This is a genomic window from Bacteroides sp. 44_46 (assembly GCF_001915465.1).
GTDB lineage: Bacteria > Bacteroidota > Bacteroidia > Bacteroidales > Bacteroidaceae > Bacteroides > Bacteroides clarus.
On record NZ_MNQO01000018.1, the window covers coordinates 183,994 to 200,988 of the forward strand.

13 protein-coding genes and 1 tRNA gene are annotated in these 16,995 nt (G+C 48.5%); 5 read left to right on the forward strand and 9 right to left on the reverse strand.

What is annotated here, in order from left to right; translation table 11 throughout:
* The first annotated feature begins 66 nt into the window (after window positions 1–66).
* From tyrS to BHV73_RS10355, 5 genes are all read left to right on the forward strand, one after another.
* A complete protein-coding gene (gene tyrS / locus BHV73_RS10335; protein WP_009122053.1) occupies window positions 67–1,359 on the forward strand; it encodes a tyrosine--tRNA ligase in 1,293 nt (430 codons plus the stop codon).
* 92 nt (window positions 1,360–1,451) lie between these two features.
* Window positions 1,452–1,522 (forward strand) — tRNA-Gln (locus BHV73_RS10340).
* Between the two features lie 291 nt (window positions 1,523–1,813).
* Window positions 1,814–2,656, forward strand: a complete 843-nt coding sequence (gene kduI, locus BHV73_RS10345) for a 5-dehydro-4-deoxy-D-glucuronate isomerase (RefSeq protein WP_009122054.1) — start codon at window positions 1,814–1,816, stop codon at window positions 2,654–2,656.
* A gap of 33 nt (window positions 2,657–2,689) precedes the next feature.
* Window positions 2,690–3,493 carry a gluconate 5-dehydrogenase gene (locus BHV73_RS10350; protein ID WP_009122055.1) on the forward strand — a complete coding sequence of 268 codons (804 nt, stop codon included), beginning with the start codon at window positions 2,690–2,692 and terminating at the stop codon, window positions 3,491–3,493.
* 143 nt (window positions 3,494–3,636) lie between these two features.
* A complete protein-coding gene (locus tag BHV73_RS10355) occupies window positions 3,637–4,869 on the forward strand; it encodes a BT3233 family polysaccharide utilization protein (RefSeq protein ID WP_009122056.1) in 1,233 nt (410 codons plus the stop codon).
* A gap of 102 nt (window positions 4,870–4,971) precedes the next feature.
* Here the strand turns inward: BHV73_RS10355 and BHV73_RS10360 are convergent, their stop codons facing one another.
* The 9 genes from BHV73_RS10360 to BHV73_RS10400 all read right to left on the reverse strand — a co-directional run bounded on the left by BHV73_RS10360 (window position 4,972) and on the right by BHV73_RS10400 (window position 16,987).
* Window positions 4,972–5,586 carry a polysaccharide deacetylase family protein gene (locus tag BHV73_RS10360; protein ID WP_022218661.1) on the reverse strand — a complete coding sequence of 205 codons (615 nt, stop codon included), beginning with the start codon at window positions 5,584–5,586 and terminating at the stop codon, window positions 4,972–4,974.
* A gap of 98 nt (window positions 5,587–5,684) precedes the next feature.
* A complete protein-coding gene (locus BHV73_RS10365; protein ID WP_286738225.1) occupies window positions 5,685–9,029 on the reverse strand; it encodes a glycosyltransferase family 117 protein in 3,345 nt (1,114 codons plus the stop codon).
* A gap of 480 nt (window positions 9,030–9,509) precedes the next feature.
* On the reverse strand, window positions 9,510–10,274 hold the full coding sequence (locus BHV73_RS10370) for a metal ABC transporter ATP-binding protein (RefSeq protein WP_009122060.1): 765 nt from the start codon (window positions 10,272–10,274) through the stop codon (window positions 9,510–9,512).
* Window positions 10,275–10,276: 2 nt separating this feature from the next.
* Entirely contained in the window at window positions 10,277–11,179 is a 903-nt protein-coding gene (locus BHV73_RS10375) for a metal ABC transporter solute-binding protein, Zn/Mn family (protein ID WP_286738227.1), read from the reverse strand.
* A gap of 71 nt (window positions 11,180–11,250) precedes the next feature.
* Complete coding sequence (mnmC2, locus tag BHV73_RS10380) at window positions 11,251–11,979, reverse strand: tRNA (5-methylaminomethyl-2-thiouridine)(34)-methyltransferase MnmC2 (RefSeq protein ID WP_286738229.1); 729 nt, start codon at window positions 11,977–11,979, stop codon at window positions 11,251–11,253.
* Window positions 11,980–12,012: 33 nt separating this feature from the next.
* Entirely contained in the window at window positions 12,013–12,492 is a 480-nt protein-coding gene (locus BHV73_RS10385; protein WP_009122063.1) for a YqaA family protein, read from the reverse strand.
* Entirely contained in the window at window positions 12,468–13,472 is a 1,005-nt protein-coding gene (locus tag BHV73_RS10390) for a hypothetical protein (protein WP_286738231.1), read from the reverse strand. Before BHV73_RS10390 ends, BHV73_RS10385 begins: the two co-directional genes overlap by 25 nt.
* Before the next feature lie 6 nt (window positions 13,473–13,478).
* Entirely contained in the window at window positions 13,479–14,753 is a 1,275-nt protein-coding gene (gene purD / locus BHV73_RS10395; protein WP_022218666.1) for a phosphoribosylamine--glycine ligase, read from the reverse strand.
* 44 nt (window positions 14,754–14,797) lie between these two features.
* Window positions 14,798–16,987, reverse strand: coding sequence for a S9 family peptidase (locus BHV73_RS10400; RefSeq protein WP_286738233.1), 2,190 nt, complete (start codon window positions 16,985–16,987; stop codon window positions 14,798–14,800).
* Between the last annotated feature and the right edge of the window lie 8 nt (window positions 16,988–16,995).

Here is a 16,995-nt window from a genome sequence, read left to right on the forward strand (position 1 = left end):
AGGATAAAGAGTCGTACTTTTGTCGCAGACAAAGTATAAATCAAATAATTAATAGTTAATCATTCGATGAATTTTGTAGAAGAATTAAAATGGCGTGGCATGCTCCACGATATGATGCCGGGTACGGAAGAACTGTTGGCAAAGGAACAAGTTACTGCATACATCGGTTTCGACCCTACGGCGGACTCTCTGCATATCGGACACCTTTGCAGTGTGATGATATTGCGCCACTTCCAGCGCTGCGGCCACAAGCCGTTGGCGCTGATTGGCGGTGCTACGGGTATGATTGGCGACCCTTCCGGTAAGTCGGCAGAACGCAATTTGCTCACTGAAGAAACACTGCAACGCAATATGGCAGGCATGAAGAAACAGTTGAGCAAGTTTCTGGATTTTGAATCGGATGCCCCTAACCGTGCGGAGTTGGTGAACAACTACGATTGGATGAAGGATTTCAGTTTCCTTGATTTCGCTCGCGAGGTAGGTAAGCATATCACCGTAAACTATATGATGGCTAAGGACTCGGTGAAGAAGCGTTTGAACGGTGAGGCCCGCGACGGTCTTTCTTTCACTGAATTCACTTACCAGCTGTTGCAAGGTTACGACTTCCTGCACTTGTATGAAACCAAAGGCTGCAAGCTGCAAATGGGCGGTTCGGACCAATGGGGTAACATCACTACGGGAGCCGAGCTGATTCGCCGTACCAATGGAGGCGAGGTATTTGCCCTGACAAGCCCTCTGATTACAAAGGCGGACGGCGGTAAATTCGGTAAGACGGAATCCGGCAATATATGGCTCGATCCCCGTTATACGTCCCCTTATAAGTTCTACCAGTTCTGGCTGAACGTGAGCGATGCCGATGCAGCCCGCTACATCAAGATATTTACTTCCCTGACTAAAGAGGAAATCGAGGCTCTGACGGCCGAGCACGAAGCGGCTCCGCATTTGCGTGTTCTGCAGAAGCGTCTGGCTAAGGAAGTTACCATTATGGTACACTCCGAAGAGGACTACAATGCGGCTGTCGATGCTTCCAATATCCTTTTCGGCAATGCTACTTCAGAGGCGTTGAAAAAATTGGACGAAGATACGTTGCTGGCCGTATTTGAGGGTGTACCTCAGTTCGAGGTGTCCCGTGATGCGTTGGCGGCGGGTGTGAAGGCGGTCGATCTGTTTGTAGACAACGCAGCTGTATTTGCGTCCAAAGGCGAGATGCGTAAGTTGGTACAAGGCGGCGGTGTCTCTTTGAACAAAGAAAAGCTGGCGGCTTTCGACCAGGTCGTTACAACTGCCGATTTGTTGGATGATAAGTATCTGCTGGTACAACGCGGTAAGAAGAATTATTATCTGATTATAGCAAAATAAGATACGGATATGAAAAAATGTCCCGAAATATTTGCATATTTCGGGACATACCTCTATCTTTGCACCGCTTTTTAACAGAAAGCGCATATGTTTGGACTATGGTGTAATGGTAGCACAACAGGTTTTGGTTCTGTTTGTCCAAGTTCGAATCTTGGTAGTCCAACGAAAAAAGCTCTGACAGTCGATGATTGTCGGAGCTTTTTTCGTTTAACTCACAATCGGAAGGTAAAGGATTGGAGAACTCTATATTGTGTTGGTGCCAATTTTTTCTTTTGAATTATTCATTAAATATGAGGGCATTTCTAATGATTTTTCTTTTCTTTGTACAATATTGATAGATAATTAGGACAAAAAAGCAATGTTTTGCCGTTTTCTTTTGCTACATTTGCAATCGTGTACGTAAACGACGTACTGCACGACTATTGGTTTGATAACTTAAAAACGTAATAAAATCATGAAAACGAACTATGAAATTCGCTACGCTGCACATCCGGAAGATGCGAAAAGTTATGATACAAAAAGAATCCGTCGCGATTTCCTTATAGAGAAAGTATTCTCCCCTGATGAAGTAAATATGGTATATTCCATGTACGACCGTATGGTGGTAGGTGGCGCCATGCCGGTAGGCGAGGTGTTGCCATTGGAAGCGATTGAGCCTTTAAAAGCTCCTTATTTCCTGACCCGTCGCGAAATGGGTATTTTCAATGTAGGCGGTCCGGGTGTGGTGAGAGCCGGTAACGCCGTATTCGAAATGGATTATAAGGAAGCCCTTTACTTGGGTTCGGGCGACCGTGAAGTTACGTTTGAGAGTAAGGATGCAGCCCACCCGGCTAAGTTCTACTTTAATTCCGTAACGGCTCATCGCAACTATCCCGATAAGAAAGTGACGAAGAAAGATGCGGTTGTGGCTGAAATGGGCTCTTTGGAAGGTTCCAATCATCGCAATATCAACAAGATGCTGGTAAATCAAGTGTTGCCGACCTGTCAATTGCAGATGGGTATGACGGAACTCGCTCCGGGCAGCGTATGGAATACGATGCCCGCGCACGTTCACAGCCGTCGTATGGAAGCTTATTTCTATTTTGAGATTCCGGAAGACCACGCTATCTGCCACTTTATGGGTGAAGTGGACGAAACCCGCCACGTGTGGATGAAAGGCGACCAGGCTGTTCTTTCTCCCGAATGGTCTATTCACTCGGCCGCGGCTACGCACAATTATACCTTTATATGGGGTATGGGCGGTGAGAACCTGGATTACGGCGATCAGGACTTCTCTTTGATAACAGACTTGAAATAACACTATTTTTTCAACCTAAAATAAATAAACATCATGAATCAGTATTTGAATTTTTCTTTGGAAGGTAAAGTAGCCCTCGTTACAGGTGCTTCTTATGGTATCGGTTTTGCTATCGCTTCGGCTTTTGCAGAACAAGGTGCAAAAATCTGTTTTAACGATATCAACCAGGAATTGGTAGATAAAGGTATAGCTGCTTATGCCGAAAAGGGTATCCAAGCACATGGTTATGTATGCGACGTAACTGATGAACCTGCTGTTCAGGCTATGGTAGCCACTATTGAGAAAGAAGTAGGTTCTGTTGATATTTTGGTTAACAATGCGGGTATTATCCGTCGTATTCCTATGCACGAAATGGAAGCTGCTGATTTCCGTAAAGTTATCGACATCGACTTGAATGCTCCGTTCATCGTTTCCAAGGCAGTTCTGCCCGCAATGATGAAGAAGGGTCATGGTAAAATCATCAACATCTGTTCTATGATGTCTGAATTGGGTCGTGAGACTGTATCTGCATACGCTGCCGCTAAGGGTGGTTTGAAGATGCTGACTCGTAACATCTGCTCTGAATACGGTGAATACAACATCCAATGTAATGGTATCGGCCCGGGTTATATCGCTACTCCGCAGACTGCTCCGTTGCGTGAGAAACAAGCTGACGGCAGCCGTCACCCGTTCGATTCATTCATTTGCGCTAAGACTCCGGCCGGTCGTTGGTTGGATCCGGAAGAACTTACAGGTCCTGCTGTATTCTTGGCTTCCGAGGCTTCTAACGCGGTTAACGGACACATCCTGTACGTTGACGGCGGTATCTTGGCTTATATCGGAAAACAACCTAAATAATAAGGTGATAAGGTGGTAAGGCGGTAAGTGATAAGGAATATTACTTTACCGCCTTATTTTTTTAATCAGGCTGCTTATTACCCTATCGCATCATCGCATTACCACCCTATTACATTACCGTATTATCACATTATTTATTCAATATGAAGAAACTTCTTTTATTATGTATGACGGCTCTGTTTTGCTTCGCTTGTAACGACAGCAAGACGGTAACCGTTACGGTAACCAATCCGTTGGCCATGGAGCGCTCTAATGAAATGGTAGAGGTGTCTATGGAGACTATTACAAACCGTTTGGGTTTGGCAGACACGGCACAGATTGTGGTATTGGATGCCGACGGGCAGCAAGTGCCTTATCAGATTACGTACGACGGCAAGGTGATATTTCCGGCTACGATAGCTGCCAATGGCGCCGCTACGTATACCATCCAAACCGGTACACCCGAGGCTTTTGATGTAAAGGCTTGCGGTAAATGCTACCCCGAACGTATGGATGATATGGCTTGGGAGAATGATTTGGTGGCTTTCCGCGCTTACGGTCCCGCTTTGCAGGCCAAAGGAGAGCGTGGCTTCGGTTATGACTTGTTTACGAAGTATAATACTACCGAACCGATACTGGAAGCTATGTACGCCAAAGAACTGAACAAAGAAACCCGGGCTAAGATTGCTGAACTGAAAAAGACCGATCCGAAAGCCGCTGCCGAACTGAGCCGTGAACGTTCTTATCACATTGACCACGGTTACGGTATGGACTGCTATGCAGTAGGCCCTACGCTGGGAGCCGGTGTGGCCGCACTGATGGTAAACGACAGCATCATCTACCCATGGTGCTATAAGAATCAGGAGATTCTGGATAACGGCCCGTTGCGTTTTACGGTGAAGCTGGAGTTCACCCCTCTGACTGTAAAGGGTGACTCGACTGTGGTGGAAACACGTTTGATTACACTTGACGCAGGTTCTCATTTGAACAGGACTGCCGTATCATACAGCAACCTGAAAGAAACATTGCCTATCGTTGCAGGTATCGTACTGCATGAACCCGATGGAGCTGTTGTTGCCGATGCTGCCAACGGTTACATTACTTATGTAGACCCTACTACCGGTCCTGATAATGGTAAAATCTTTATGGGTGCCGCTGTTCCCACTGTTGTCAAGGATGCGAAAACCGTACTTTTCTCTGAACAGGAGAAGAAGGAACGTAATAATGCCGACGGCCATGTACTTGCTGTCAGCGATTACGAACCGGGTTCGGAATATGTATATTATTGGGGCTTTGCATGGGACAAAGCGGATATAAAGACTGCTGATGCCTGGAACCGGTATATGGCTGATTTCGCTCAGAAAGTACGCAATCCGTTGACGATAAAAGTAAACTGAGAAAGCAGAAAGATTTGAAAGTTAAAAGTTGAGAGTTGAAAGTTTAATGCGGCATAATCGCGCATCCTGACTTTCAACTCTCAACTTTTAACTCCCATAACTCTATAACAGTTTAAACTCGTACCCTTCTTCTTTCAGAAATTCTATTGCCCGCGGTAGTGCGTATTGCAGATTTCCGTTGTTCCAGGACTTTAAGGAATCGTGAAACGTGATGATGGAACCATTGCGCGCGTATCTCATTACGTTGGCAAGCACCTGAGGACCGCGCAGCTTCTTACTATAATCGCGCGTTACCAAATCCCACATTATTATCTTATAGCGACGTTTCAGTATCATATACTGTGTCCATCCCATGTGTCCGTGCGGAGGACGGAATAAATCCGTTTTCATCACCTCATTGGCTTTCTCCGCATTGGCCAGATAGTCTTTGAAGTTATATTCAAATCCTCTGAGGTGGTTGAAGGTATGGTTACCGATGCGATGTCCCCGCTCCACAACCATTTGGAACTCATCAGGATGTTTACGGATATTGTCACCTACCATAAAGAAGGTGGCCTTTATACCGTATTTGTCAAGCAAATCAAGAACCCAGGGAGTAACTTCAGGGATAGGCCCATCGTCAAAAGTCAGATAAATGGCTCTCTCATTCGGGTCCATTCGCCAGACGGCGCTGGGGTATAATTTACGAACGAACTCGGGAGGCTGTTCTATAAACACGATTAATCAGTGGTTAACGGTTAGTGATTAGTGATAAGCGTGCAGTGGTGAGTAGTTGGCAAACAGTTATTTGCCAATCACCCACCACTATCCGCTTATCACTGTTTAAGTCTTTCTACATATAAGTTGTACAACTCTTCTACTTTCGGTTCGTAGATTTCCGCCAGTTTGGAATTGTATTTCTTCATAATCTTTACTTCGGCATCGAGTACTGCCCAGTGGTATTCAAACTCACGGGTAGAGATAACGAAGCGGCTGTCGTCCATGCTCAGATACCAGGTGAGGTATTCCACGGCTTTGTTGGCAAGCGCTTTCATCATTTCGTCGGCTTTTGCGGAATCGCCTAACTGGTAATACGCTTCAGCCATTTGTACGGCGCCGTTCTGCCAGTCGTATGGTACGTTGAAGGCGGGAATCATCTTCTCGGCATAGTCCAACGCGGCTTTCGCCTTATCCTTCTTGCCCTCGCGTATCAGTTGCTGCACGAGCTGGGAGAAGATACGGCGATGCGAGTGACACATACGCATCGTATTCTCGTCAATGTAGATACCCGGCTTGTCGATACCGCCGAACTTGAACTTGTTCATCAGGTTGTCGTACATCTTTTCGCTGTCGATCTTCACACCCAATTTGTCCGTATCGAACGGAGTGAAACGGTAGGTAAGACCTTCCTGAATGAAGTGGTTACCCATATTCAACTGGTTCTCCGGCCCTACGCTCACTGCGATGTAGATAGGACGCTCCCAATTGGCTTCCGCCAACATCTCGAGCATCATAAGTTCGCTCTTGTAGAGGGCGCGTTTGCCTTTCAGCGAGATGTGCATATAGTCGGGGATGGAATCACCCGGTATCATCATGCCGCTGCGGCGTACGGCTTCCTTATCCACTTTCATCACGATGCTGTCGGTGGGAATCACTTTCAAGTCCTCGTTCTTGCTGCGTATCCAGTATTTCAGGATGTTTTTAAGCTCGTAAGGATTGTCGCCGAATTCTTTCTTCACGTTTATCAGTGCTTCGGTATTACCGCTCAGGGCTTGTTTCTCTGCTTCGGCATACAGGGCATCGATGCTCTTCTTGTATTCGGGGCGTACCGGAACATATTCGTTGGTACCTTCCACGTACTCCATACGGTCCCACGTGATAGGCAGAGAAGGAGAGTCGTAGGCGGGACGCTTCATCTGGTCGATGTACCAGTCGGTCTGCAGGTAGCTGAGGTTACAAGTACGGGCATCGGTGCGGAAACCTTCCGTCTCTTGGTTGTACCACAGGGGGAAAGTATCGTTATCACCGTTGGTGTAGATGATGGGATTGCCCGTCTCCTGCAATGACATCAGGTAATTCTGACCGAAATCACGTGCCACATAACGGCCGCTGCGGTCGTGGTCGTCCCAGGTCTGGCTTGCCATCTGTATGGGAACAAAAAGACAGGCCACTGAAACGATGGCCGCGGCGGGAAGCTCCTTCATCTTGGCATAATGCTGCAACAGGCGGATGATGCCTGCCACACCCATGCCTATCCAGATGGCGAAAGCGTAGAACGAACCCGCATACGCGTAGTCGCGTTCACGCGGCTGGCTTGGCGTCTGGTTCAGATAGAGCACAATCGCTATACCGGTCATGAAGAAAAGGAAGAACACTACCCAGAACTGCTGGATACCTTTCTGGCCGCGGTAGGCCTGCCACAACAGACCGATAATTCCGAGCAACAGCGGCAGGCAGTAGAATACGTTATGCCCTTTATTCTCTTTCAGCTCTTTCGGCAGCAAGTCCTGATTGCCTACGAGCATGTTGTCAATGAACTTGATACCGGTAATCCAGTTGCCGTGCTCTATTTCTCCGCTGCCCTGCAAGTCGTTCTGGCGTCCGGCAAAGTTCCACATAAAGTAGCGCCAGTACATCCAGTTGAGCTGGTAGGAGAAGAAGAACTTGATGTTTTCCCACTGCGTGGGCATGGTTACCATAATCATTTCGCCGCATTTGTCGTAGGGCACATCATACCCTTTGATATCCTGCCAGGCTTGATATTGGTTGGTGTGCGCGCTGCTGTACATGCGCGGGAAGAGCATATTCTGCGCGTATTCGTATTCGATACGTCCCGGAATTTCGATGTAGCTGTCCTTTTCATCGGCAGCGGCTTTCTCCTTGCGGATATATTTGGTTCCGTTGTAGGAAATGCGCGGTTCGCAATACCCGTCTTTCACGTCCAGAGCTACCTGTGAGGAGTAGGCCGGGCCGTAGAACAGCGGTCGTGTACCGTATTGCTCGCGTCCCAGATATTCGCCCAGCGTGAAGATGTCTTCCGGTGAGTTCTGGTCCATCGGCGTATTGGCGGTGGAACGGATTACGATAAGCGCATAGGATGAATATCCGATGACAATCATCATGGTGCACAACAGAGATGTGTTCAGCGTACGCGCCGATACACGGTATTTCTCTTTAATCTTCTCCTGCGTACCCGGTTTGAGGTAGAGCCATAACAGCGCGATGACGATGATGCCGATAATCACGGAACTGCTGCCATGACCATAGAAAGGAATACCCAACATGGCTATGGTCAGTATGAACGAGAGCGCCATACGCGACTTGCTCTTTTCATTGTAGCTTTCGTATACACCCCAGATAAGGCAGGCCGCCAGCAAGATGATATATACGATGACGCCGCTGTTGAACGACATGCCGAGCGTATTGACGGAGAACAGCTCGAACCAGCCGCCCACTTTTACAATACCCGGAACGATACCGTACAGTACGGCCGCTACCAGCACCATGGATGCGAGAAGCGCCAGCAGAGAGCCTTTTGCGTTGGCATCGGGCACTTTTTTATAGTAGTATACCAGCACGATGGCAGGGAGACAGAGCAGGTTCAGCAAGTGAACACCGATACTCAGTCCGGTGAGGTAGGCGATAAGAATCAGCCAGCGGTCGGAATGCGGCTCGTCCGCTACATCTTCCCACTTCAGTATCAGCCAGAACACCACCGCCGTAAACAGTGAGGAAAAGGCGTATACCTCACCCTCTACGGCGCTGAACCAGAATGTATCACTGAATGTATATGCCAATGCACCTACCAGACCGCTGCCCATGACGGTAATCAGCTGTCCTTTGGTGATGTTGTTTTCATCGGTGATGACCAGTTTGCGTACCAGGTGAGTGATACTCCAGAATAAGAACAGGATACAAGCGCCGCTCATCAGCGCGCTCATGTAGTTCACCATCTTGGCAACGGTGGTGGCATCGGAAGCGAACTGAGAAAACAGATTGGCTACTAACATAAAGAACGGTGCGCCGGGCGGGTGTCCTACTTCCAGTTTATAGCCGGTGGTAATGAACTCCGGGCAGTCCCAAAAACTTGCGGTCGGCTCGATAGTCATGCAATAAACCGTTGCTGCAATTATAAATGTAATCCAACCAATCAGGTTGTTTACGGTTTTGTACTGTTTCATTCGGATGAAATTCGTTTTTTATTATAGACGGGCGCAAAGATAATGATTTCAGTTCTAAATGAGTGACAATAAGGCGGATTATTAGGATTGGTTTAGAGATATAGGGAGAATTTTCAGAAAAAACAAAGCTTTCCGTATCGTCCGTTCAGGGCGGTTTTTCAAAAATGTCCTTGTCCGGACGGCTTTGCCGGGTATGCTGTGATGGCTGTCCCTGCTTCCGTATTTTGTCGGCTTACTGCTGACAAGTTGTTTTGTACCTTGTAACAAACTGTTCCGTAGGGTGAAACAAAGTGTTCCGTTATAAGAAACAAACTGTTTGATAGGCGGAAAACAAACTGTTTTCTGCAATCGGAACAAAGTGTTCACCGCTGTGAACTAACAGTTTAACCGGATATAGGTTGCCGGAAGCCACAGCCTTTTTTGTGCGTGCTTATGGCTTGTGGCGGTATGACGGTATCACGGATACTTTCTGTCTTTATGCTAATGGTGATGATGCTCGCCCAATATCCGATGCGGCAATGTGCCATGTCCCAGAAGCTCTATGGGGCAGTTGAAGTTACGTTCCAGCCATTCGCCGGTAATGCCCGTATCGGGATGATAATCCAGCGTTTCGTTGACGCAGGCAATGGATTTTACTTGTTGCAATACCGTGCCTATGTCGTGGCTGACGAGTATGATGGCGCAATCTTTGTTGATTTCGGCCAATAACTGATACAGGCGAGCTTCAAAACGCTTATCGATATAGGTGCTGGGTTCGTCGAGGATAACCACTTCGGGGTCGGAGATTATGGCGCGTCCCAGCAGCGCGCGTTGAAGCTGTCCGCCGCTCAGTGCGCCGATAGCACGTTCTTCCAGCCCTTCCAGCCCCATGCGGGCAATGACCTGACGGGCTTTTTCCCTGTGTTCCTTGGTGAAACGCGAGGTGAGCGATTTCTTACTGCTGAGCCCCGACAGAATAACTTCTTCGACGGTGATAGGGAACTTGCGGTCTATGCTGTTGTATTGGGGCAGATAGCCCATAGTGAGTTGGGCATTGCCCGTTGTGCGGGGAGATGTGAAAGTTATTTCACCGGAAACGGGTTTGAGCAATCCCAGAATGCATTTGATAAGAGTGGTCTTACCGCCACCGTTCGGACCGATAATGCCCAGAAAGTCCCGGTCGTAAACGGTAAGGTTTACGTCGCGAAGCACTGTGCGACCGTCGTATCCGGCATTGAGGTTTCTTATTTCAATAATAGGTTTCATTGTTAGTTCTTCATTAAATTCAGCTCCTTCGCCGTATTCAGCATTTCCGCTTCCCAATCGTAGGACAGGGGGTTGATATCGACAATCCGGGTTCCGGTTTGTTTGGCGATGATTTCGGCGTTGCGGCGGTCGAACTCCGGCTGTACGAAGATGACATGTACTTTTTCGCTCTTGCAGGTATCGATCAGTGCCTTCAGATGTGCGGGTGACGGTTCTTTGCCGCCGGCTTCGATAGGAATCTGATGCAGGCCGTAGTCACGGGCGAAATAGGAAAGCGCCGGGTGGTAAATCATAAAGGCGTGGTCTGCGCCGGGAGCGGTGAGCGTCTGCCGTATGAGGCTGTCGGTATGCTCTATCTGGCGGCAGAGGGCATTATAGCGTTCCAGGTAAGCGCTTTCATTACTTTTATCGATGCTGCACAGCGCACTCAGAATATTGCCCGCGATGATTTGGGCGTTGGTAGCGGAGTTCCATATATGGGGTTCTACGCCGGTGGCATGGTGGTGCTCCTTCCCGTCTTCCGCATGCCGATGGCTGTGGGTATTGTCGTAAATCAAATCCACGCCTTGCGACATGTCAAAGAATTGCAGGTGCGGGGCGTTGTCTGTCAGCTTATCTGTCCATGTTTGTTCAAAGCCTATATAGCCGATGCGGAAATAGGCTTTACTGCGGGCAAGGTCTACAAGCTGCTGCGGCGTAGGGTCGTAGGTTTCCGGACTTGTACCTTTGGGAACCATGCTGACTACTGTGAACCGGTCGCCGGCAATGGCTTCGGTGAAGTATCGCAGAGGCTCGAGCGTAACGGTAATGACGGGTTTGCCGCCGGTTTTGTCGCTTTGGCCGCTTTTGGGCTTGCAGGAAGCTATGAGTATGGTTGCGAGCAGTAAAAAGTATATCTTTTTCATCTATCTTATTTATGGCTTTTATAAGTGTAATTCAGGGTAACTGTTGCTTTGTTTATCTTCTTTCTGACGGCTTATTCCTTTGTTTTGGTGGCTCGGAGTATCTCACGTTTGCCGCCCGGCGGGCCGGGAAGCCGCTCCACCGTAAACCCGACGGCTTGTAAAAGCCGGCGGATAACGCCCTTGGCGCAGTAGGTGGTCAGTATGCCGTTGGCGTTCATGCAGGCATATATATTCCGGAAAAGCTCCTCACTCCACATCTCAGGCTGCTTTTCGGGGGCGAATGCGTCGAAATAAACAAGGTCGAAATAGGGATTAGCGATTAGTGATGAGTGATTAATGGGTAATTTATCGCTAATCCCTAATCGCTCAACACTAATCCTTAACCGCTCACCGCTAATCACTTTATTTACGTCTCCTTGTATTTTGTGTAACGTAAAATAAGGGGTAATGTTCACATCTGTATCCCATGGAGCCGTGTGTAATTCCTTAAACAAGGGATGGTCGCTATAATTCAGTACATCGACTTCTTCCCACGACAAGGGATAGAGTTCGATGCCGGTGTAGTGGACGGCTCTTTTCTCTTGTCCGGCACTCTCCAAAGTGAGCAGGGCGTTAAGTCCCGTGCCGAATCCTATTTCCAAAACGCGGGGGCGGATGGCGGCAGATGCTTTCAGCCCCATATCGATAAAGATATGTTGCGATTCGGTGCGTGCTCCTTTTACCGAATGATAATGCTCATTCAGTTCCGGCACAAACAATGTGGCGCTTCCGTCTTCCGTCCGTTCTATAATCCGTTCCATACTCGCTAATCACTAAACATTAATCACTAACCGCTAAACACTCATCACCGACAATGCCCCTTGCAAGGCCAATAACATGGCGATATATCGTATCAGTTTGCCCGCAAACATGGAAGAAGTGGTCAGCATGACGTTGCTGCGCATAAATCCCAATGCTATGGCAATGGCCTCTCCCACGAAAGGCAGGAAGGCGAAGAAAGCCATGAGAGCCCCTTTCCCTTGCAGAAAACGCTGCATCTTGTCAATCTTCTCCTTCTTTACTTTGAAATATTTCTCTATCCAGTCTGTTTTGCCGAGCCGACCCATGTAGTAGCAGGTCATGCCGCCGACCGTATTTCCCAATGTTGCGGCAAGGACGCAAACGGCGGGGTTCAGTCCTACCTTGACGAGCGCCAGCATCACCAGTTCGGAACTGAACGGAATGATACTCCCCGCCAGTAAGGCCGAGATAAAGAGTCCTGCATATCCCCAGTCAATCAGAAGTTGTATCAGTGTGTCTGCAAAAGCGTCCATAGATTGAATCCGAATAAAGTAAATAACCCGACAAGCATAATGATAAAGAACAGGTTGGAGCTCCGGCTGTTGGTCAATACGAATAAGTGTCCTATCAGAATGCTGGTGCCGATTAACAGCAGGGAGAACAGATGAGGATATAGAGCCGGTTGTAACCCTATATAGACGAAGATGCAGAAATTCAGGAATATCAGGAAATGCAGATAACTGCGCGTACGTATCTTATCCTCATAGCCGGCAATTAAGCAGTGGCTTGAACTTACTATATATAAAAGGAGTATATATCCGATTGTCGCCAATTCCCAAGGCCGGAAGCCGAATCGGATGGAGCGGAAATTCACCAGTTCCAGAAACGGCTGATAGAATAATTCCATGTGTCCGGACAGGTAGGTGTAGCTTAAGAGGAACCAATAAGGTACACTCCAACCGATGAGCGAAGCGAAAAAGCTTTTAGGGTGCAGGGACTGGAAGCTATACGCGCCTATCCAAAATACGGGTACGAAGAACATCAGTTGCGGGAAGAGCAGGCTTCCCATTCCCATGAATACGAATGCATGGAACAAATAGCTCGCGGGCTTGGCCTGCTGATAGCTTCTGAACAGGAAATACAGAGCTATGAGGAAAGTGACCGCCACCAAATCTCCTGCATATAATATATGCATGGCAGGGCAGACGGAAACCAGCAGGAAATAAATGGCTGTCTGTACGGACGCCCGCATACGGATGATGGCGAACGCGTTGTTCAGCCCGATAAGAAAATATCCTATGACGGAGTATAGGATAAAGCTGAAAAGGCGGGTGCCCCAGGTCGGGATACATGAATCACGGAATAGGTCCCACAGGGGATAATCGTCTTTTCGTATTTCCAAATCGGGTAATAGGATGGCGCTCAGTATCCAGCAGGTTACTGATATAAGGATGGCGGCGGGAAGCGTAAAGCGTCCCGCCGTAACCCGATTTTGGAATCTTTGGTTTCTCATTGACTGTTAAAGGTCGAATCCGATGTCGCGACGGAAGTATTTACCCTCGAAACTTAACGTTTCGGCTACTTTGTAACTCTTAGCCAAAGCCTCTTCTTTTGTTTCTCCATAGGAACAAACGGCTATCACGCGACCGCCGTTGGTGACGGTCTGGCCGTCCTTTACGGCGGTACCGGCATGGAACAGGATGCTGTCCGTAGCCTCGGCGAGGTTGAAGCCGGTAATGGGATATCCTTTTTTGTACGCTTCGGGATAACCGCCGCTGACCAGCATTACACAAGCTGCCGTACGCGGGTCGAGCTCCATTGTCTTGGTATCGAGGTTTGCCTTGTGTACGCCTTCAAACAGTTCCACGATATCGCTCTTAATGCGCAGCATGACGCTTTCCGTCTCTGGGTCTCCCATACGGACATTGTATTCTATCACCATGGGCTCGTTCTGCACATTGATAAGTCCCAGGAAGATGAAACCTTTGTACAGGATGCCTTCTTCGCGCAAGCCGTTGATGGTGGGCTCTATAATGCGTTCGCGCACTTTTGCCATAAATTCGTCGTTGGCGAAAGGAACGGGTGTCACGCTGCCCATACCGCCGGTATTCAGTCCTTTGTCGCCTTCTCCGATGCGTTTATAGTCTTTGGCCACAGGCAATACTTTATAATGCTCGCCGTCGCTCAGCACGAAAACCGAGCACTCTATTCCGCTAAGGAATTCCTCGATGACCACTGTCGCGCTGGCATCGCCGAACATACCGCCGAGCATCTCTTTCAGCTCTTTCCGGGCTTCTTCCAGTGTCGGGAGAATCAATACGCCTTTACCTGCGCACAGACCGTCGGCTTTCAATACGTAGGGGGCGGTGAGGGTTTCCAGAAAAGCAAGCCCTTCTTCCAGCGTTTCGGCTGTCACGCTTTTGTAGCGGGCGGTGGGAATGTTATGGCGCAGCATGAATTCTTTGGCGAATTCTTTGCTGCCTTCCAGCTGCGCGCCTTTTGCAGAAGGACCGATAATGGCGATGTGCCGGGTAGCAGCATCTTCTTTGAAACAATCGAAAATACCTTGCACCAGCGGATCTTCGGGACCCACTACAATCATGTCAATCTTATGCTCAAGGGCAAAAGCCTTGAGAGCGGGGAAATCAGTAGCTTTGATGTCTACATTCTCGCCCACTGCGCTTGTTCCCGCGTTGCCGGGAGCGATATACAGTTTTTCTATTTTGGGGCTTTGCGCAATCTTCCAAGCCAAAGCGTGTTCGCGGCCACCTGAGCCAAGCAATAATACTTTCATTTTATAGATACGTTTAATTGTTTACTGTTGAAAATGCGTCCGGTTTATAAATAATCCTCGAAATATCGGGTTATCTTCTCGTGCAGATGTACACGGTCACGTCCCAAGACGTTGTGCTTATGTCCGGGATAGATAAACAGATCGGGATAGGTGCGTGCATCCACACAGGCTTTCATGAAAGAAAGCGTATGTTGGGGTACGCATGTATCGTCGTGGTCATCGTGGATGATAAGCAGGTGTCCTTTCAGTTGCCCTGCGAGGTTCTTCAAATCGCATTGTTCATAACCTTCGGGGTTTGCCTGAGGGGTATCCATATAGCGTTCGCCATACATTATTTCATAGTACTTCCAGTCGATGACCGGTCCGCCGGCCACGCCGACTTTGAAAATTTCCGGATAACGGAGCATGAGGGCGGTAGTCATATGTCCGCCGAAGCTCCAGCCGTGCACGCCGATGCGGTTACCGTCCACATAAGGCAGGCTTTTCAGGTAGTCCACTCCTTTTACTTGGTCCTTGCCCTCTTCAACGCCTAAATGTCTGAAGGTGACGTTCTCGAATTCCAGTCCACGGTTGCTGCTGCCGCGGTTGTCGAGCGTGAACATGATATAACCTTTGTTGGCCATATAGATGTCCCAGCCGCGCGCGCCGTTCATCCAGCCGTTGGTAATCATCTGGGCATGGGGACCGCCATATACGTAGACGATTGCGGGATATTTCTTGTTCGGGTCGAAGTCGGCGGGCTTGACAAGGCGGTAATATAAGTCGGTCTTGCCGTCGGCCGCCTTTATCGTACCTGTTTCTATGGCAGGCATGGTGAAGCCTTCATAAGGATTCTTCGCGGTCAGCAGGGAGATGCCTTTCCTGTTTTGGGTGTTGACTATCTCTATCTGGCGGGGAGTATCCGGAGTGGAATACCGGTCGATGATATAATTGCCCGAAGCGGAAAGTATTCCGTTGTGTACCCCCTCGCTATTGTCCAATGGGGTACGTTTGTTCGTATTTACATTTACTTTATATAAATTACTCTGCAAGGGAGATAGCTCGGTGGAAGCGATGATGACCTCTTTCTTTTTGGCGTTGAACCCTAAAACGTCCTGCACCAGCCAGTCTCCTTTTGTCAGTTGCTTGATAAGCTTGCCGTCCGTATTGTAGAGATACAGATGGTTGTAGCCGTCTTTCTGGCTCTGGTAGATAAACTGGGTATGATCCCAGGGCAGGAACAGGATAGGTTGTTGAGGCTCTACATATTTGGAGTGCGTTTCCTCGATAAGGGTGGACATCAGCTCTCCGGTTTCGCTGTTGTATCGGCAAAGTTTTGCATGGTTCTGATCGCGGTTCAGCTCTATGAGATAAAGGCTCTTTCCGTCGGGCGCCCAGCTGATGTTGGTGAAATAACGGTTGGTAGGGTCACCGGTATTCAAATAAACGGTCTTTTGAGTGTCCGGATTATAGATGCCTACGGTAACCTGATGGCTGAGCATTCCTGCCATCGGGTAACGTATCTTGTCCACTAAAGCTATTCTGGGAGTAATATCCACCAGCGGATAGGGAGTTACCATGCTTTCGTTCATGCGGTAAAAGGCCAGCAGGTTTCCTTGGGGGCTCCAGAAAGTACCCTTGCCGATTCCGAATTCATTGCGGTGTACGCTTTGTCCGCACACAATTCCTTCGGGTTCTTTGGTGACGGCTTTGTTGTCCACAAAGAGATTATTCTTTACGGTATAAGCTATGTGCCCGCCTTCCGGGGTATAGTCAATGTTGGCGCCGTTTCTCTCTCCGGCCTGCGGCAGGCCTTTGACGAATTCATCTTTCTCAAAGTCATAAACGATGTATCTCGCAGGCAGCTTGATAAGCATATACGGCTTGTCCGGCCACGGGAACTCGGTATTGTAGAAATGCTGTACTTTGCTTCCCTTATGGCTGGGTGTGGCGGTTGTTTCCGTAGGAGTTATCAGTGAGCCGAGCACTTGATTTACCTTTTCCCGGGTCGTGAGCAATGTCTCCTTTCCGTTTTTGGGGTTGACGGCAAACAATGAATCGATGCCGGGCTTGATACATATATCACCCCACCACTGCAAACCCGGTAAATTTTCAGCGATACGATAGGTTGCGCCCCCGGGAAGAAGGTCTTCCAGGGTAGGCTTTTTCAAGTCTTGTGCCATAAGCTCCATTGATAATAAAGCGGGTGTTGTCAGTAGCAACACCATGATTGCTTTACCGATTCTCTTTATCATAGCTTCTT